We start from the raw sequence: 18,067 nt of genomic DNA, 5'->3' as shown, positions 1-18,067 counted from the left end.
CCGGGCCTTCATCGGGCCACACGATTTCCCCACAAGGACATGGGAAATCACGACTCTTTGGAAAGATGCGGTTTGCGCCCTTTGTCCCCCGGGTTATCCACAGCCCCACCCTTGGGCAAAGCGATTGAAAACCAAAGGAAACTGTCGTTTGAGCAATGTAAAAAAGCAGCGTTTTTCACATAAATTACATGAACTTAGACGTCAGATTGTGTCAGATTTGGTCAGAATTGAAAAGGATGTTAACGCTCAATGCTGGATTCAAATCGCAAAGGACGTTAGGTTGGGCGTCAAAGATTTTGTCTTCATTTTTGACATACTATATATAGCGTATCGGGTACGAGTCCCCGATGACTCGCACGACAGGGCCGACAAAAAATCCCGACGGGGCAAAGCCTTATCCGGGATTCAGTGATTGTTAACCAGACCGGCCAAAAATTCATTTCAGCCAACAAAGACCAGAACCGCTACATATAGTGGTTAATTTCATGTCAACCGCAAAGTTTGGTGGACGAGGCGTTTTTCATCGCCTTATAATGCGCTCCCGACGGGGCACCATCCCAGGGGAACCCACCAAACAAACCGGCCAGACCAAATCGACCCTTCAAAGAGAGGTCGGACGGAGTGGCTTGACCTTTTGAGCAAACAATATCTGGTTACGAGGCCAACCGCGCACAGCGCCTTTCTCAAAACCGGAATACGGAGCAAACCATGCGGATCACAAGGCAGTTCACACAGGAAGATGTCAGCCCGTATGCTGATATCGAATTTCGCAAGTCATCCTGCAAAATCAAAAACCCGGACGGATCGACGGTTTTTGAAATGAACGACATTGACGTGCCGTCAGGTTGGTCACAGGTGGCAAGTGACGTTCTTGCCCAGAAATATTTCCGCAAGGCCGGTGTTCCGGTTGCCTTGAAGCCGGTGAAGGAAAAAGACGTTCCCGAATGGCTGTGGCGCCACGAGGCCGACAAGCCCGCCCTGGAGAAAATGCCCGCTGAAGAACGCTATACCAGCGAACTGAGCGCAACCCAGGTATTTGACCGTCTGGCTGGCACATGGACCTATTGGGGCTGGAAGGGCGGCTATTTTGATGCCGAATCCGATGCCCGCGCCTTCTTTGATGAAATGCGCTACCAGCTTGCCCACCAGATGGGCGCGCCGAACTCGCCACAATGGTTCAATACCGGTTTGCACTGGGCCTATGGCATTGATGGTCCGGCACAGGGCCATTCCTATGTCGATTACAAAACCGGCAAACTGACCAAATCCACCGGTGCCTATGAACATCCGCAGCCCCATGCCTGCTTCATCCAGTCCGTTTCGGATGATCTGGTCAATGAAGGCGGCATCATGGACCTTTGGACCCGCGAAGCCCGCCTGTTCAAATATGGCTCCGGTACCGGGTCGAACTTCTCGAATGTGCGTGGCGAAGGCGAAGCCCTTTCGGGTGGTGGCCGGTCATCGGGCCTGATGAGCTTCCTTAAGATTGGCGACCGCGCTGCAGGGGCGATCAAATCGGGTGGCACCACCCGCCGGGCGGCGAAAATGGTGGTTGTCGATATCGACCATCCCGATATTGAAAAATATATCGACTGGAAAGTTGTTGAAGAACAGAAGGTTGCCGCCCTTGTCGCCGGTTCCAAACTGGCCGAGAAGCATCTGAGCGCAGTTCTGGCCGCGTGCAACAACTGGGACGGTGCCGCCGATTCCGAAGACCGCCTGAACCCGCGCAGCAACCCGCAGCTTCGCGAAGCGATTTTGTCGGCGCGTGCGGTGATGATCCCCGATTCTTATATCAACAAGATCATCCAGTTTGCCCGCGAAGGCTTCACCGAAATCAGCTTCAAAACCTATGATACCGACTGGGATTCGGAAGCCTATCTGACCGTTTCGGGCCAGAACTCCAATAACTCTGTCCGGGTCTCGAACGACTTTTTACAGGCGGTGCTGGATGACGGCAACTGGAACCTGATTCGCCGTACCGATGGCAAGGTTGCACAAACCATCCGTGCCCGCGACCTGTGGGAAAAAGTTGGCGAAGCCGCATGGGCCTGTGCCGACCCCGGCATCCAGTATGACACCACCATCAATGAATGGCATACCTGCCCGAATTCCGGCCGCATCAATGCGTCCAACCCCTGTTCGGAATATATGTTCCTGGATGATACCGCCTGTAACCTGGCCTCCATGAACCTGATGAATTTCCGGTCCGATGATGGCGGCATTGATATTGCAGCCTATGAACATGCCGTGCGTTTGTGGACGATTGTGCTGGAAGTTTCGGTGCTGATGGCGCAGTTCCCGTCGGACCGCATTGCCGAACTGTCCTATCGTTACCGTACCCTGGGCCTGGGCTATGCCAATATTGGCGGCCTGCTCATGAGCATGGGCATTTCCTATGACAGCGATGAAGGCCGTGCAATTTGCGCATCCCTTACCGCGATCATGTGTGGTGTTTCCTATGCCACATCCGCCGAAATGGCGGGTGAACTGGGTGCATTCCCCGGTTATGCCGACAATGCCCAGGAAATGCTGCGCGTGATGCGTAACCATCGCCGTGCTGCACATGGCGAACAGGAAGGTTATGAAGGTCTTTCGATCAATCCGGTGCCGCTGCTGGCCGCTGACAGCCCCTATGCCGAGCTTCCGGTTGCGGCCCGTGCTGCCTGGGACAAGGCACTGGAACTGGGCGAAAAGCATGGTTATCGCAATGCACAGACCACGGTTATCGCCCCGACGGGCACGATTGGCCTGGTCATGGATTGCGACACCACCGGCATTGAGCCTGATTTCGCCCTGGTGAAATTCAAAAAACTGGCCGGTGGCGGTTACTTCAAGATCATCAACCGCACGGTGCCGGTTGCCCTGGCAACGCTGGGCTATACCGAACGCCAGATTCGCGACATTGAAAAATACGCGGTCGGCCACGGCACGCTTGAAGGTTCACCCTCCATCACCCACGATGCGCTGCGCGCCAAGGGGTTTGATGATGATGCGATTGCCAAAATCGAAGGTGCGCTTGAAAACGCTTTCGACATCAAATTCGTGTTTAACAAATACACCTTTGGTGAAGAATTCTGCGTCAAGCAGCTTGGTCTTGATGCCAAGGCAATCAACGATATCAGCTTTGACATGCTGGCCGCCCTTGGCTTTGGCAAAAAGGAAATCGAGGCAGCAAACACCTATGTTTGTGGCGCGATGACCCTTGAAGGTGCGCCGCATCTGCGCGACGAAGACCTGCCGGTCTTTGATTGCGCCAACCCGTGTGGCCGCATTGGCAAACGTTACCTGTCGGCGGACAGCCACATTCGCATGATGGCCGCGGCCCAGCCGTTTATTTCAGGGGCGATTTCCAAAACCATCAACATGCCCAACAATGCCTCGATCCAGGATTGCAAGGATGCCTATATCCATTCCTGGAAACTGGGCCTGAAGGCAAATGCGCTGTATCGTGATGGCTCGAAACTTAGCCAGCCGCTGAACGCGGCCCTGGTGGAAGAAGACGATTACGCCGATCAGCCAACGGCGGCCAAGGCCACCGAAGCCTCGGAAAAGATCGTTGAAAAAATCATCGAGCGCGTTATTCGCGGCGACCGCCGTTCCCTGCCGTCACGCCGTAAGGGTTACACCCAGAAGGCCACCGTGGGCGGGCATAAGGTTTACCTGCGCACTGGCGAATATGAAGACGGCAAGCTGGGTGAAATCTTCATCGACATGCACAAGGAAGGTGCGGCTTTCCGCTCGTTGATGAACAATTTTGCCATCGCCGTTTCCATTGGCCTGCAATATGGCGTGCCGCTGGAAGAATATGTCGAAGCCTTCACCTTCACCCGGTTTGAACCCTCGGGCATGGTGTCGGGCAACGATGCCATCAAGATGGCAACCTCCATCCTCGATTACATGTTCCGCGAACTCGCCATTTCCTACCTTGGCCGGAACGACCTTGCCCATGTTCAACCGTCGGACGTTCTGCCCGATGCGGTTGGCAAGGGTGTGGCCGAAGGCGACCTGGGCGAAGAAGCCAAGGCCGAAGACCGCGCGATTGAAACCATCCGCAAGGTAGCCTCCAGCGGCTTTGTCCGTCGCAACCTGTATGTTGTCGATGGCGGCGCACCGGTTGAGGAACGTGTGGTAATGAAGGCCACCGGCACCGATCATGGTCACGCCCATGATCACGGTCACAAGGCCGAAACCGCCAGCATCGCCACCACCACGGCACCCAGTGGCGGCGACACCGCGATCCTCAATGCCAGTGAAGAGGTGATGTCGGCAACCGATGCCAAGCTGGATCGCATCCGCGAAGCCCGCATGAAAGGCTATGAAGGGGATGGTTGTCCGGAATGCGGCAATTTCACCCTGGTGCGGAATGGTACCTGCCTGAAATGCGATTCCTGCGGCAGCACCACAGGTTGCTCCTAAGGCCTCCGGCCTTACAGACCTTCAGCTTTAATCAGCAAACCGGCCGGGATCACCTCCCGGCCGGTTTATTTTTGGGCCGCAAACAAGAGACTTTAAAATGACACTCGCGAAATTTGGCAAGGAAACCGCCCTGATCGTCCTGGATGTGCAAAAGGCGATTGATGACCCCAAATGGGCGTCAAAAAACAATCCCGGTTATGTTGAAAAGATCGTGGATCTGCTAACCGCGTTTCGCGCGGCAAAGCTGCCGGTCATCCATATCCGCCATGACGAACCCAACCCGGCCTCGACCTATCATAAAGATGGCCCGGGCAATGCCCTTAAACCCGAAGTCGCCCCCTTGCCGGGTGAACCCGTCATTGCCAAAAACGTCAATTGCGCCTTTATCGGTACCGATCTTGAAAAACACCTGTGTGATCAAGGCATTACCCGCCTGGTCTTTACCGGCGTTGTTATTCACAACTCGATGGATGCGTCGATCCGCGTCGCCCATTGCCTGGGGTTTGACGTGATATTGCCGGTTGATACCACCACCGCAATTGACGTTTTGGATGCCAAAGGGGTTCGCCATGAAGCACAAACCGTGTTTGACCTGTTTGCCGCCGTTCTGGCGTCGGAATATTGCGTGCTTTCCAGCAGCAAGGATGTGATCAGCGCCCTGGCCTGACCCACCCCAATCACAAACCGTAAAATCGTACTGGAACAAGCGGTTCTATCCGGCGTTATGATTTGGTTCACACGCCACCGTCACATGTGGCGCGTTGATTTAAATAATAACACGGGCCTTATGACAGGAGTTTTCGATGGCAATGAGCCGCGTTCTTGGTGCAGCATTGTTGGTGATTGGCATTTTGCTGTTGGTATTTGGCATGAATGCCACCGACAAGCCGGTTGAAGAATTGTCCAACACGTTCCTTGGTCATTATACCGATGAAACCATGTGGTACCTCATCGGCGGCGGGGCGGCGGCAGTTGCCGGTTTCCTGCTGGTGATTTTCGGAGGACGCCGCCGCTAATCGGGTCAAAAAGCAATAAAATAACGGTTTCTTCCGATGAAATTGCATTCATCGGTTCCCATATGATGTGACGCGTTATAGTCTCTGTTCTCAGCGCAGGTTATAATGTTGTTATCTTGGGTGTTTTCGCATCGGGAGAAACCTACATGTCCCATACTGGACAGCGACTGTCGGACAAAATCATTATTGCCCATCGTCAGGCTGTTGAAGAAGGCAAGGCTGAAGTTGCCGAAATGCTGATTCAGGCCCTCGAGATCGACGCGTCCTATGTCGGGGGGCCGACGCCGGAAAAACGCGAAAACCTCGACGATGTCGAGGCTGCCTTTATGCTACAGGCCGAATTTCGCGCCAAACATAATCGCGGCGCGTAATCTCTCTCATTAACCAAATGACGCCGGATTATTTCCCGAACGGTCGAAAAATCGCTGGTATAGCCTGTTTGCGAACAGATTGTTGCCAAACAGGGGCTGGTTTGCGCGCCGTTCCCGCGCAATGATGACGCTAACAAATGTCATTTTGCGCGAGAAAATTTCATGACCCGATCGGCAAATACCCAAACCCCGTCGCTGGCCCCTATTTTCATTTCGCATGGTTCGCCCATGCTGGTGGCCCGGCAAAGCACCCCGGCCTTTGATTTCCTGCACCAGCAGCTTGGCCCCCATCTTGAAGGGGCCGCGGCAATCATGGTTATCTCCGCGCACTGGCAGGCTGCAACGCCCACCATCTCGACAGCGCCGCTTCAGCACACAATCCATGATTTTTACGGTTTCCCTGATGCGCTTTATCAACTGCACTATGACGTGGCCGGTGCGCCGGATCTGGCCCGCGAAATTGCCAATCGCCTGGATTTTGCCACCGATGACGTCCGCGGGCTGGATCACGGCGCATGGATGCCCATGATCCTCGCGCGGCCCGAGGCGGATATTCCAGTCTTTCAACTGTCGATGCTGGAACGCGGCAGCCCATTGGATCATTATGCGCTGGGCAAAAAGCTGCGCGCCTTACGCGACCTAGACGTGCTGGTGATTGGCAGTGGTGCGCTTACCCATAATCTGCGCAGTCTGGACCCCAATGACGGCCCGCAGATTGACGCCTGGGCCGAAGAATTTTGCGACTGGATGGTCACACATGCGAATGCGCACGACATCGACAGCCTGCTGGCCTATCGCACCAAGGCCCCCCATGCCCGCATGGCCCACCCCCATGACGACCATTTAATGCCGTTTTACGTGGCGCTGGGGGCGGCAGACGAAAACTATGTCAGTAAAACCCTGCATCACAGCATCGAATTTGCCAACCTTGCCATGACGGCGCTGCGCTTTTACGATCAGGAAGAAGCCGACAAAGCAGCGTAAAACAACGGGAAGGTTATTTTTGCAACAGTTTCAAACCCGACTGAATATTCGCACCCACGGACAGGGCCTGATTGAATTTACCGACGATGTGGAACGCTTTGTTGCGGACTGCGCCATTGAAAACGGCCTGCTGACGGTCTATTGCGCCCATACATCGGCCAGCCTGACCATTCAGGAAAATGCCGACCCCGATGTGCAATATGACCTGCAGGTCTTTTTCAAACGCCTGGTCAGGGAAGACCCGTCGCTTTATCGCCATACATGCGAAGGCCCGGACGATATGCCGGCCCATATCCGTGCCGCACTGACCAATGTGTCCCTATCCATTCCCGTTACCAACAGACGGGCGGTACTGGGCACATGGCAGGGTATTTACCTGTTTGAACATCGCGCCGCCCCGCATCATCGGCAGGTACATCTTCACCTGATCGGCCTGTAAACAAACTGACCTGTGCTCTGCGCCCTGAAAACCGGATCGTTTTTAATTGGAGTTTTCCGCGCTAGTGCTCTGGGTCCCAAACATAAAGCACATCTGGCTCGCGTTCTTCATTGTCCATACCGTCCGTTCGTTTTGTAGCGATGAAACCACGCTTTTTATAAAAGAAATTAGCCGTGGAATTTCGTTGGAATGTCCATAAAGACAGGTGTTCAGACTTCGCCTTCGCAATGTCGAGCAAAGCTGTCCCGATGCCTTTACCTTGAGCCGCAGGGAGAACATACAGCTGATCAATCCACCCGTTTTGAAACGCTATAAACCCGACAAGAGCTCCATTTTCAGAGGCGCCCCAAACAAAGCAGTTGGGAAAAACCCTCTCACGATAGAACCATTGATCTTCTTGCGGCGTATGTAAACCAGCCAACCACGGCATCTGCCTGTCAAACGCTACTCGATGGATATTTGCTGCGCTGTCCATATCTTCCAAGCCGAGTTGACGCAGTTCAATAGAGTTGGTCACGGCTAATCCATACCTTACAAAAGACCACCATCATCTCCGAAATGATTTTCCCACCTGACCGTCCAAGTCAATATCCAAGCTGTGACCTGCCCCCACGTTCCTCCGGCCATAAGCAGAGACGTTGGGGGTGCAGGCCAAAACCGCCTTTCATTATACCTGTGCGGTTTGCGGGGTTATGACGATTTCCAGATTGGGGATCATATCCAGCACAACCGCCTCAAACCCGGCCTTTGCGGTGAAGTTCAGGCGGTTTTTCGTCGATGGCGTTATGCCAAACCCTTGCAGAAAATTCCTTTCGGCCGGCTGACTGATTTCCAGCCCGGCAAAGTCGCTAATGCCAAAGGCCCCGCCCCCGGCCTGTTCAAACTCGGCCTTTAACCGGTTTTTCCAGCCCGTCGTATCGAATTTATACTTCACCAAAAACAGCGTTGGAAAAATGTTCTCTTCATCGACAACAACGGTCGTATGGGCCTTTGCATCCTCGCCAATTCTGGTCTTAACACCCTGATCCGCCAGATGGGACCGACAGTGATCAAGTGTCTCCGTGGTCTCAAACGCGATGCCACTAAAGCCGTGATAATTTGTATCACGCAGGCCAAACCGCTTGGTAAATTTGATAAATTCAATGTTCAGGCTGCCAAAGTTTACCCCCGCACTGGCATAATCCGGACCTTCCATCAGGTCCCAGGCATGGGGCAAAGCAAGTTTTGTCGCCACATCACCAGCCACTTTTCCTGGTTCATCCACTTCAACCATCACATGGTCCAACTTGAACATCTCAGTCCTCGCTTAACATCAACAGACACTGGCCGATCAAACAGCCTTGCTGGCAGAATGCCGCTGTTTGCGGCCATAAAGTGCCAGGGCGCTATGCGCGGCGAGTGTTGTGATCACAACAGCACCGGCAATCAGGGTGGTGCGCGAGGGCACCTCGCCCATGAACAGCCACACCAGACCGGAACCCAAAATGGCCTCGGTTAACATGATCAGCCCGACCTCGGCGGCGGGAATGCGTTTGGCCCCCATCGAAATAAACGTAAAAGACAGCGGCAAAACCACACAGCCCAGCAAAACAAGCCATAATGGATCCCACGGATAAAGGGCGGCTGGCGTTGCTGCCGGTGCGACAAAAACAGCCACCAGCAAGGCCCCGACCATCATGGCGCGCACGGTATCAACCTTGATGCACACCCCCAGCACATTGAAATAGCACGCCATACAAATGGCCGTACCCAATGCCAGCAAATCGCCCAGCATGTTGGCCCCGCCCAGGCCACTGCCGACAATGGTCGCAAGGGCGACAAACACCACAATCGAGGCAATCCAGGTACGCAAAGCCTGACGACGGCGAAACAGAAACGCGCCAATCAAACCGCTTAACAGCGGTGTTGCGGCAATAATCACCAATGTGTTGGCCGCGTCGGTATTTTTGATCGACAAAATGAAACAGGCACTGGTACCGCCATAAAACAGCCCGGCGAGGGTTTCCTGGCGCGTCGGGCACACGGCCTGCCACAGGGTCTGGCGGGCCCGCATACCGCGCCACATCGCCGCCACCATCAGGGTAAGCCCCAAAATCAGCAAGCGCCAAAAGGCCGTTGTCATGTCATCGGCCTTGATCAGGCGGATCAACAGGGCATCGGGGCTCAGGATCGTGATACCCAGCAAGGCCAGCCAGCCGCCATGCACCTGATCAAGCCACTTTGTCCTTCCTGGCATCCTTTCCCCCCTTTTGGTTTTATGTTTCAAATCACTGCCCTGCTTTTGCCTGTTAAAACCGCAAATGACAAATGAGCAATTTGGAACAGTCGCAAAACACCCCGTCGAAGTTGGCCTGTTTCACCCAAAGAAACGGTTTTTTTTATCTGCCAAGACCGATAGATTACGCCTCACGCATAAAAACAGGCCCCAACAAAGGAAGCATTCATGTCTGGTAAAATTGAAACCCGCCTTTCCGACCTTGGCATTACCCTGCCCACCGCAACCGCCCCGGTTGCCAACTATGTGCCTTATGTCAAATCGGGCAATCTGGTTCATGTCTCGGGCCAGATCACAATGGAAAATGGCGAGCTGAAGTTTGTCGGCAAACTTGGCAAGGATTATGGCGTGGAAGAAGGCCAGAAGGCCGCCCGCCTGTGCGCACTAAACCTGATTGCGCAACTGCGTGCCGCGATTGGCGACCTCGATAACGTTACCCGCGTTGTCAAGCTTAATGCCTTTGTCAATTCCGCCCCCGACTTTACCGACCAGCCCAAGGTCGTTAACGGGGCATCGGACACAATGGTCGAAATTTTTGGCGATGTTGGCAAACATGCCCGTTCGGCTGTGGGCGTGGCCTCGCTGCCGCTGGGCGTTGCTGTTGAAATTGACGGCATTTTTGAAGTCGCCTGAGACGGTTGATAAAACCGATCGCCAAAGGCAGGTGCGGGTTTCCCACCTGCCTTTTTTATTTCAGGGATGCCCCTTCACAATCATCGCCAAAAAGATGTTTGCGCACATGTTCTGCCAGGGCGGAAAGGGCCGGTTTTGCAGCATTTTCCGCCCCATACATGTTAATCGCAAAGGCGGGCAAAGCTGGCAGGTCCGGGTCGTTGGCAATGATTTCAAGGTCATCGGGCACGGTGACGGCCAGCCAGGTTGTAATTGCCATATCGGCCCGCACGGTGACGGCCGTGGCCTCGATATTGCCGCTTTCAAACACCGTGCGCCACGGCACATCATAACGCCCCAGCGCGTCAAACACGGCAGAACGAAACGCACATCTTTGCGACACCATTGAAACCGGCAAAGGCCGTTTGCGTCGCGCCATTCCGCCTTTTGCCCCCACCCAAACCAGCCGTTCAATCCGCAAACATTCCCCTGCCCCTTCATTGACCGGCTCCTCGATCAAGGCCAGATCAATCTCGCCCGCGTCAAGGGCGGCTTTTAAATCCGGTGATGCCGCACAAATCAATGAAAGCTCCACCTGCGGGAAGGCGGCATTATAGTTTTTCAAAACCGGCGAAATCGCCCGGCCAACCAGGTCAAACGGCACGCCAAGGCGCACCTGGCCGCTCTGGGCTTCCCCCTTCATTTCCGCCCATATTTCATCATTCAGGGCCAAAAGCTGCCGTGCGCGGGCAAACAGGCGCTCGCCCGACGCCGTTAAACTCAACCCGCGACGATCCCGTTCAAACAGGGTAACATCCAATATATCCTCAAGACGGCGCACCTGCTGGCTGACCGCCCCCTGTGTCAGATGCAGGCAAGTGGCTGCCGCGGTCATGCTGGCCTTCTCGGCAACCGTTACAAAGGTGCGCAAAAGGGATGTATCAAGGTTTCCAATCATAACCGGCATTATGTTTTCTAATATCGAACATTACAAACATTGCCTTTTCTAATTCGCCTGTCCGGTATTTGATGGCTTTCAATCGTATTCAGCCCGGGGCGCCCCAATGACCTTAAACATCTTGGCACCGATATTTTTATTCACCCTGACAGCGGCCATCACACCGGGCGGGGCGACCACCCTTGCCACCGCCTCGGGCCTGCAATATGGCCTGGGACGATCCATCCCGCTGATTGCCGGCATTGCCTTTGGCATGGTCAGTCTGTCGGTTGCCGCCTCGGTCGGGCTTGCCAGTTTGATGCTGACCAGCCCCAAACTGCATCTTTTGCTGAAACTGGCGGGCACGGTCTATCTGTTGTGGCTGGCATTGATGATTGCACGCAGCAACCGGCCCAAAACCCGTGATGACCTTGCCAAACCGATCAGTTTCTTTGGCAGCCTTGGCTTGTTATGGCTAAACCCCAAGGCCTGGGCAATGACGATGGGGGCTGCGGCATCGTTTTCCGCCCTGATCACCGATCCCCTGCACCTTGCCTTCTGGCTGGGGCTGGCCTTTGGCATATCGGCGATTTTTTCCATGTCACTGTGGTGCAGCACCGGCTCGTTACTGGCCCGCCTGCTTAAAACAGACCGGCAATGGAAAATCGTCAATGTCATTCTTGGCCTGCTGCTGGCCGCCTCCATCATGCCGATCTGGCTGTTTTAGACGTTATGGCAGATGCCGCTGAAAAAAGCCGATAAGCTGATCGAAAAAGACATTTTCGCCCTCGGAATCCGGTACATGGTCCTGGTCTTCATACAGGTGCAATTCCGGTTCACGCCCCTGGCTGCGCAAACGGGCGGCCAGTCTTTCCGTCATTTTCCACGACCATAACGTATCTTTCTTGCCGTGGCTTAAAAACACCGGTCCGGCATACTTTTCCACCGGGATCGGCGTTGTTGGCAGCAGATCATCGGACTTGCCCTGCCAGGTCCATGCCCGGCGGGCGGTATCCCACGCGGTCCAACCGGGATCGCCGACATCGCGATAGGCGCGTGCGTCAAAGCCCCCGCAAATCACATCGGACGTGGCATGAACCGCCAGCGCATCGGGCAGTGTCCCGACACCGTCGCGCTGCATCAGACAGGTTACTAACAGGGCATGTTCCGCCCCGCGTGATACACCAAACAGCCCGACACTATCATTTTTGACCGGGGCAAAGGCCCGCAAGGCGTCCAGGGCCTCGGCGGTGCGATCGAGCGGCACATCACTGATATTGCCCGCATTCCACACATTGCCGGACCGCGAATATGTGAACGGAAACGCCAGAAACCCATGTGCGGCCAACATCACCGCGTTTCGATGGCTCCAGCCGGACCAGCCCCCTTCGGACCCGTGCAACACCATGACTGCAGGAAACGGGCCGTCGCCAGCGGGACCATATGTTGTTCCCCAATCAGGCAAAAGTCGCCGGACAATTTTAAGCGTCATAACAGCCCCTTTCCTGTGTGGTCACACGATATATGCGCATAATCCGCGCCCTTAATGTTTGCCCAGCGCATTCAAGCCGACAACACCGGAAATGATCATCAGCAGAAAAACAACCTTCAGCAGCGTCACCGGTTCCCTGAAAAACAATATCCCGATAATCGCGATGGCCGCCGTGCCAAGGCCCGCCCAGACCGCATAGGCGGTACTGACCGGCAATTGCCGCAACGTGATCGACAATACCCAAAAACTGATCGCGTAAAGACCCAGCGACAGGCTGGTAAACCGCCAGTCGCGAAAGCCATCGGAAAATTTCAGGCTGACCGTACCGGCAACCTCCAGACTGATTGCGCAAAACAGATACAGCCACGCCACCATTGATCGGTTCCATTTGAATATTTCCAACAATTGCAAAAGCATGACCAAAACCGCCATTCAAGACAACCCATTGCCCTGCATGGCTGCTTTTCGGGCCTTGGCAAACAATCGGGAACTTTGCCCCGGGGCCAAAGCGTTCTATATATCACGCATGGAACAAACACGGTCACAACAGGTGGACAGAAAATGCAAGAAACGGAAATCCTGATCGCAGGTGGCGGCATTGCCGGGTTAAGTGCCGCAGTACGGCTTGCAGCCGATGGCCATCAGATTGTTGTTGTTGACCCCGCCCCGGCCCCGGCCGCGTCCGACGAGACCGCACAGGACTCAGCAGACGATATAGAAGTTAAAAACGGCACCACCCCGCCGCAGGATTTGCGCACCACTGCCTTTTTAAAACCCGGTATTGATACCCTGACCTATGCCGGTGTGTGGGATGACATGCAGGCCAGCGGCGCGCAATTGCGCGTCATGCGCATTATTGATGCAGGCGGCACCGAACGCACCCCGCGTGAAACCGCCGATTTTGACGGGGCGGAAACCAAAGACGGCTATTTTGGCTGGAACATTACCAACATTGCCGCCAAGGCCGCCCTGTTGCGCAAAATTGCCACGCTGGACAATGTCCGGCTGATCAATGCGTGCAAAGTCACCTGCTTTGCCCCGCCCACGGCAGCAGGCCCCGGCCCGGCGATTGTCACATTGTCCGACGGGCAAAAATTTGCCGCTTCCCTTGTTCTGGCAGCGGATGGGCGCAATTCCACCCTGCGTGATCTGGCGGGCATTCGCTTTAACCGCTGGTCTTATGACCAGGATGCGCTGGTTTTTGCCGTCAGTCACGAAACACCGCACGACAATATTTCGACCGAAATACACCGTTCCGGCGGGCCGCTCACCCTGGTGCCGATGCCCGACCATGACGGCAAACCCTGCTCGTCGGTGGTGTGGATGGTGCCCCATGACCGGGCACAGCAGCTTGCCGCCCTTGATGATGCGGCCCTTGCCCGCGCGCTTCAGCGCGACACCATGAATTTGTTTGGCACGTTAAACATCGTTACCCCGCGTGCCGTATGGCCGATGGTGGCCCAGGTCGCCCATCGCCTGACGGCACCGCGCCTGGCCCTGATTGCCGAAACCGCCCATGTTGTCCCGCCGATTGGCGCGCAGGGCCTGAATATGAGCCTGCATGATATTGAAACCCTGGCGAAGCAAATTGACGTTGCCAAACTGGAAGGCAAAGACATTGGCAGTGACGCATTGCTGAAGGGTTGGGAGAGGCGACAATTGCCCAAAACAATTGGCCGGGTCGGCGGCATAGACCTGTTAAACCGCGCGGCAATGGCAGAACCCAAATTTCTGCGGGATCTGCGTTATACCGGGCTTTGCGCGATTAACCATATTGGCCCGTTGCGTCGCCTCGCCATCAAGGCGGGTATTGGCAAGTAATCCGCCCTCTCATCACGTGTCATCGCCTGTTATCCCGACCCGATATGAACGTGGTCTGCCCACATTCTCGTCAAATTATGGTTGTAATTCCAAATCATAAGACAGTTTGAAAAAAGACATCACGCGCACGACAGGAGAAACAAATATGTTCAAAGCCCCCGGGAAAATCGGCATCATCGCGCTGGCCATGACATTGTTTGTCGGCGTCGCCACCAGTTTTCCTGCGGCCGCCGCAGACAGCCAGAGCACCCTGCGCGCCGATATCACCAAAGTTACAGCAGGTCACAAGTTAACTGCGGACGAACTGGACCGCATGACCAATGTTGTCACCACCATCAAAAGCGATCCGGAAGCCTATAATTTGCGCGCCAAGAAACCGGAATCCTTTGACGAAATGGTCGAAAACCTCAATAATTCGCCAAATATCAAGGAATTGCTTGATAAAAACGGATTTACCGCCCGCGAATATCTGATTACCAGCATGACCCTGGCCCGCAGCGCCGTTGCCTCACGCGTTGGCCCCGACAACATGCCCGATGTGAACCCCGATAATGTCGAATTCGTCCGTCAGCATCAGGATAAGGTGGACGCCCTGATGAAAACGCGGCGCTAGATTGCGCATCACCCGCAACAATTTCGCCGTTTAAAAACCAGCAAACAATGTCAGCCGGGCATCCTGTCAGGGGCGCCCGGCTTTATCTTATCATCATACAATAAAGGGCAATCAAACAGCCACGCCCTGTTAGGCGCCAGGCATGTCGCGATGGATCGGCCGCGCCGGATTGCCCACCACCGTGGCATTGGCCGGTACGTCGCGTGTTACCACCGCCCCGGCACCAATAATGGCATGATCGCCAACCGTGACCCCGCCCAGTATGATGGCACCGCCCCCAACCCAGACATTTTCACCAATATGGACCGGACGGGCAATTTCCAGCCCGGCCTTGCGCAATGCAGGGTCCGTATGATGTTGCGGGCAATAAATTTGCACATGCGGCCCCAACATGGTGCCCGCGCCGATGCGGATTTCGGCGCTATCGAGCAATACGCACCCCGCATTCAAAAACACCGCCGCACCCAAATGAATATGACAGCCATAGGCACAGTGAAACGGCACTTCGATGCGGGCATCGGGGGCGACAGACCCCATCAGCGCCCGCAAAGCGGGTGATATGTTCTCGCGCTGGTCTGGTGGTGTTGAATTGTGGGTGAACACCGCACGGCTTGCCGCCATGCGCATATTGGCAAGTTCATCGTCCTGGCAGCGGTACCATTCGCCCGCGGCCATTTTTTCCCGTTCGCTTGATGGCAAAGCACACCCCCGTTTATGTATATTTTGCCCTGACTTTGCCGCAAGCGAGACGGAGGTGCAACAATTTGGATATTATCAAATCATGATCAGACCTCGGGTAACATCGCATCAATATCCAGGCTTGGCCTTACACCAAGGTCGGCCTTGTGCTTTTGCAAAAAAGCCTCGCAGGATTTGCGCCCTTCATCGCGCAGCATTTCCAGAAAAACCCATTCGGCATTCATCTTGGATGAAGAATCCAGTTCCAGCATCACATCGCCGGTAATCCGGTGCATGCGCATATTGGCCCAGCGCGCACCTTCTTCATCTTCGACGCTGACCACCTGGCGCAAAAAAGCAATCATGCGCAATTCCTTAAGCAGCACCGAATTAAACGAAACCTCATTGAGCCGATTGGCAATCTCGCGGGCCGATTTCGGCGTCCCGTCACGTTCAACCGGGTTGATCTGCACCAGGATGGTATCCTTTGCCGCGCATTCGCGCACCAGCGGCGCAATGGCCGGGTTGCCGGAATAACCGCCATCCCAATAGGGTTCGCCGTCAATTTCAACTGCATGATACAGCATCGGCAAACAGGCCGATGCCAGCAAAACATCCTCGTTAATATCGGCATTGCGAAAAATGCGCCCACAGCCGGTTTGCACATTGGTGGCCGTCACGAACAGTTTGATGTCACCATGCGTGAGACGGTCAAAATCAATCATTTCTTCCAGAATATCCGACAGGGGATTCCCGCCCATCGGGTTAAGCTGATAGGGGGAAAAAACCCGTGCCGTCATATCCATCATTTGAAAAAACGGCGAATTTTCCAGCGACCAGCTACCTAACAAAATATCAAGCGGGCCACGCTGCAACGGACTGAAGCGGGCGGCGTTGGATATTTTGCGCCAGAATTCCTCAAGGGCGGCACGCCCACCTTCGGGGCCGCCTTGGGCAACCCCGTGCGCCATGACGGCCGCATTCATCGCCCCCGCCGACGTGCCCGATATCGCCTCGATCTCGATCCAGTCTTCCTCCAGCAGGCGGTCAAGCACCCCCCAGGTAAAAGCCCCATGCGCCCCGCCGCCCTGCAATGCCAAATCAACCGACAGGCGGTTGGACCGGCTAAAGGGGGGATGACAGTCTTTTTTCGGGGGCCGCGCAAAACGCGATTTGGGAGCAGACGCCTTTTGGGCGGCGGATTTTGAGGAAGCTGACACCATTTTGGTCTCCAATCAGGAAAGTACCGAGGTTATCATGCACTGCCACTTGCCTTGGGTCAGCAATGCTGCAACTGCGAAAAACATCTTTGCACTTTAATTGTAGCTGTTCAAAAAAATCCGCAAGAGGCGCGATAATAAAGGTTTCGTGAAGGGCCTTAGCCGGGGATGTGCCACCGCAACCGTGCCGCGAGCGGAATGGAAGGCGCATATTCAAGCACCAGATCACGAAAAATCGCGGCAATGGGCGAAAGACTCCGGCTTTTACGGCTGATCATCCCGATATGGCGTTCGCGCACCGGGTCCTTTAACGGCACAAAAGCCAGATCGCGGCTGGCTTCCACCCGTGCGGCAAGCTCTGGCAGGATGGTGATGCCAATACCGGCCGCCACCATCGCACACAGGGTTACGGTATTTGATGTTTCAACCACCGGGCGCATAACCCGGATGGAACGGGGTTTAAGCGCCTCATCTGCCCTGGCGATTTCGGGATCAGTGTGGTTTGCCGATGAAAGCCTATTGATGCGCTCTCCCTGCCCGACCAGTTGCGCCAAAATCGCACCGGTCCCCGATTCCGGCCCCAGGCCAACAAAGGGATGGTCGGCCAATTCATGCCATGAAACCTGGTCCCGCGCAGCTAACGGATGATCATGACGGCACACAACGCCCATTGTGTCGCTAAACAGGGGCTGAAAATGAATATCAGGCAGCGCGCGCCAGTCCCCGGCAATGCCAAAATCCACCTCGCCCTTGGCAACCGCATCATGCACCTCGCCCGCATTCATTTCATCAAGCCGCAGGCTGGCATCGGGATGGGCGGCATGAAAGGCCACAATGATTTGCGGCAAAATGCGGGTAAGAACCGATGGGGCCGCCGCCACCACCACCTTGCCCCCCAGGCCTTTTGACTGGGCATCAAGATCCTCGAGCGCCATGTCAAAATCGGCGATCAGGCGGCGGGCCACCGGTAAAAACCGTGCGCCACCGGCGCTAAGGGCAACCTGCCGGGTTGTGCGGTCAAATAGCGGCATGCCAACGATGTCTTCAAACTGGCGGATGGTGGCCGTCAAGGTGGGCGGCGTCAAACCCAGCATATTGGCCGCCCGCGTAAAGGACCCGCATTCCGCCACCGCAATAAAGGCCCGCAAGTGACGCAAACTGACCGATGACAGCATCTTGAAATCCAGCCT

General features: G+C 55.2%; 19 protein-coding genes. 10 read left to right on the top strand and 9 right to left on the bottom strand.

The genetic code is table 11. The features are described from left to right. Positions 1 to 708: 708 nt before the first annotated feature. The 6 genes from TH25_RS12915 to TH25_RS12890 all read left to right on the top strand — a co-directional run bounded on the left by TH25_RS12915 (position 709) and on the right by TH25_RS12890 (position 7,229). Positions 709 to 4,419, top strand: a complete 3,711-nt coding sequence (locus TH25_RS12915) for a vitamin B12-dependent ribonucleotide reductase (RefSeq protein WP_114088839.1) — start codon at positions 709 to 711, stop codon at positions 4,417 to 4,419. Between the two features lie 97 nt (positions 4,420 to 4,516). Beyond that, on the top strand, positions 4,517 to 5,086 hold the full coding sequence (locus TH25_RS12910) for an isochorismatase family protein (RefSeq protein ID WP_114088838.1): 570 nt from the start codon (positions 4,517 to 4,519) through the stop codon (positions 5,084 to 5,086). Between the two features lie 136 nt (positions 5,087 to 5,222). Beyond that, positions 5,223 to 5,435 carry a DUF3185 family protein gene (locus tag TH25_RS12905; RefSeq protein ID WP_114088837.1) on the top strand — a complete coding sequence of 71 codons (213 nt, stop codon included), beginning with the start codon at positions 5,223 to 5,225 and terminating at the stop codon, positions 5,433 to 5,435. A 146-nt stretch (positions 5,436 to 5,581) separates the two neighbouring features. Beyond that, positions 5,582 to 5,806 (top strand): hypothetical protein, encoded by a 225-nt coding sequence (locus TH25_RS12900; RefSeq protein ID WP_114088836.1) that lies wholly within the window; start codon positions 5,582 to 5,584, stop codon positions 5,804 to 5,806. Positions 5,807 to 5,968: 162 nt separating this feature from the next. Beyond that, positions 5,969 to 6,790 carry a DODA-type extradiol aromatic ring-opening family dioxygenase gene (locus tag TH25_RS12895; RefSeq protein WP_114088835.1) on the top strand — a complete coding sequence of 274 codons (822 nt, stop codon included), beginning with the start codon at positions 5,969 to 5,971 and terminating at the stop codon, positions 6,788 to 6,790. A gap of 19 nt (positions 6,791 to 6,809) precedes the next feature. After that, positions 6,810 to 7,229: a secondary thiamine-phosphate synthase enzyme YjbQ gene (locus tag TH25_RS12890; RefSeq protein ID WP_114088834.1), complete on the top strand. Its 420-nt coding sequence runs from the start codon at positions 6,810 to 6,812 to the stop codon at positions 7,227 to 7,229. A gap of 61 nt (positions 7,230 to 7,290) precedes the next feature. Here TH25_RS12890 and TH25_RS12885 read toward each other — a convergent pair whose 3' ends face one another. From TH25_RS12885 to TH25_RS12875, 3 genes are all read right to left on the bottom strand, one after another. Further along, complete coding sequence (locus TH25_RS12885) at positions 7,291 to 7,746, bottom strand: GNAT family N-acetyltransferase (RefSeq protein ID WP_258549145.1); 456 nt, start codon at positions 7,744 to 7,746, stop codon at positions 7,291 to 7,293. Between the two features lie 150 nt (positions 7,747 to 7,896). Beyond that, complete coding sequence (locus tag TH25_RS12880; protein ID WP_114088833.1) at positions 7,897 to 8,523, bottom strand: hypothetical protein; 627 nt, start codon at positions 8,521 to 8,523, stop codon at positions 7,897 to 7,899. A gap of 36 nt (positions 8,524 to 8,559) precedes the next feature. Next, entirely contained in the window at positions 8,560 to 9,465 is a 906-nt protein-coding gene (locus tag TH25_RS12875) for a DMT family transporter (RefSeq protein WP_114088832.1), read from the bottom strand. Positions 9,466 to 9,672: 207 nt separating this feature from the next. On the opposite strand from TH25_RS12875, the gene TH25_RS12870 reads away from it, so the two are divergent. After that, a complete protein-coding gene (locus TH25_RS12870) occupies positions 9,673 to 10,137 on the top strand; it encodes a RidA family protein (RefSeq protein ID WP_114088831.1) in 465 nt (154 codons plus the stop codon). 55 nt (positions 10,138 to 10,192) lie between these two features. Here the strand turns inward: TH25_RS12870 and TH25_RS12865 are convergent, their stop codons facing one another. Then, complete coding sequence (locus TH25_RS12865) at positions 10,193 to 11,083, bottom strand: LysR family transcriptional regulator (protein ID WP_220151408.1); 891 nt, start codon at positions 11,081 to 11,083, stop codon at positions 10,193 to 10,195. Between the two features lie 97 nt (positions 11,084 to 11,180). Between TH25_RS12865 and TH25_RS12860 the strand changes: the two genes are divergently transcribed. Continuing rightward, positions 11,181 to 11,780 carry a LysE family translocator gene (locus tag TH25_RS12860; RefSeq protein ID WP_114088830.1) on the top strand — a complete coding sequence of 200 codons (600 nt, stop codon included), beginning with the start codon at positions 11,181 to 11,183 and terminating at the stop codon, positions 11,778 to 11,780. A gap of 3 nt (positions 11,781 to 11,783) precedes the next feature. On the opposite strand, the gene TH25_RS12855 is transcribed toward TH25_RS12860, so the two are convergent. Together TH25_RS12855 and TH25_RS12850 are read right to left on the bottom strand one after the other, a co-directional pair. Next, positions 11,784 to 12,545 carry an alpha/beta hydrolase family protein gene (locus TH25_RS12855; protein WP_114088829.1) on the bottom strand — a complete coding sequence of 254 codons (762 nt, stop codon included), beginning with the start codon at positions 12,543 to 12,545 and terminating at the stop codon, positions 11,784 to 11,786. 51 nt (positions 12,546 to 12,596) lie between these two features. Beyond that, entirely contained in the window at positions 12,597 to 12,977 is a 381-nt protein-coding gene (locus TH25_RS12850; protein ID WP_258549144.1) for a DMT family transporter, read from the bottom strand. A gap of 129 nt (positions 12,978 to 13,106) precedes the next feature. Between TH25_RS12850 and TH25_RS12845 the strand changes: the two genes are divergently transcribed. Together TH25_RS12845 and TH25_RS12840 are read left to right on the top strand one after the other, a co-directional pair. Then, positions 13,107 to 14,366: an FAD-dependent oxidoreductase gene (locus tag TH25_RS12845; RefSeq protein ID WP_114088828.1), complete on the top strand. Its 1,260-nt coding sequence runs from the start codon at positions 13,107 to 13,109 to the stop codon at positions 14,364 to 14,366. Between the two features lie 145 nt (positions 14,367 to 14,511). After that, entirely contained in the window at positions 14,512 to 14,979 is a 468-nt protein-coding gene (locus tag TH25_RS12840) for a hypothetical protein (protein ID WP_114088827.1), read from the top strand. 129 nt (positions 14,980 to 15,108) lie between these two features. Here the strand turns inward: TH25_RS12840 and TH25_RS12835 are convergent, their stop codons facing one another. From TH25_RS12835 to TH25_RS12825, 3 genes are all read right to left on the bottom strand, one after another. After that, complete coding sequence (locus TH25_RS12835) at positions 15,109 to 15,654, bottom strand: sugar O-acetyltransferase (RefSeq protein ID WP_258549143.1); 546 nt, start codon at positions 15,652 to 15,654, stop codon at positions 15,109 to 15,111. Between the two features lie 110 nt (positions 15,655 to 15,764). After that, entirely contained in the window at positions 15,765 to 16,880 is a 1,116-nt protein-coding gene (locus tag TH25_RS12830; protein ID WP_114088825.1) for a patatin-like phospholipase family protein, read from the bottom strand. Between the two features lie 155 nt (positions 16,881 to 17,035). Then, complete coding sequence (locus tag TH25_RS12825) at positions 17,036 to 18,052, bottom strand: LysR family transcriptional regulator (protein WP_114088824.1); 1,017 nt, start codon at positions 18,050 to 18,052, stop codon at positions 17,036 to 17,038. Positions 18,053 to 18,067: the final 15 nt, after the last annotated feature.

Source organism: Thalassospira profundimaris, assembly GCF_003326755.1.
GTDB lineage: Bacteria > Pseudomonadota > Alphaproteobacteria > Rhodospirillales > Thalassospiraceae > Thalassospira > Thalassospira profundimaris_B.
The sequence above is the reverse complement of the archived record's forward strand: the minus strand, read 5'-3'. Positions and strand labels throughout refer to the sequence as shown.